Below are 261 nucleotides of genomic sequence, written 5' to 3'. Positions count from 1 at the left end.
AGTGTCAGCACCGCGCCGAGGCCGGGCAGGCGGAAACCGAACACGCGCTCGGGCTGCCAGGCGCGCGGCAGCAGCAACAGCGTCTGATCCATCGTGCCGATGATCAGACCGAGCACCCACAGCGTGATGGCCAAAGGCACCAGCACCAGGAGGCCAGTCAGAAACACCGATTTGAGCGTCGTTTTTTTCGTCGTCATGTGTACCGCCAGAAAGCCGCGCCGCCGAAGCAATGCGCGGCGTGTGCGCCGCCCGCGAGGGCGG

The 261-nt window shown here is 66.3% G+C and carries 1 pseudogene; it reads right to left on the bottom strand.

The window, feature by feature from the left end:
• Window positions 1–197 (bottom strand): annotated as a pseudogene (locus tag SB822_RS58315) (hypothetical protein); the annotation flags it as partial.
• Between the last annotated feature and the right edge of the window lie 64 nt (window positions 198–261).

It is taken from the genome of Paraburkholderia sp. SIMBA_054 (assembly GCF_046534875.1).
Classification (GTDB): Bacteria; Pseudomonadota; Gammaproteobacteria; order Burkholderiales; family Burkholderiaceae; genus Paraburkholderia; species Paraburkholderia hospita.
The sequence above is the reverse complement of the archived record's forward strand: the minus strand, read 5'-3'. Positions and strand labels throughout refer to the sequence as shown.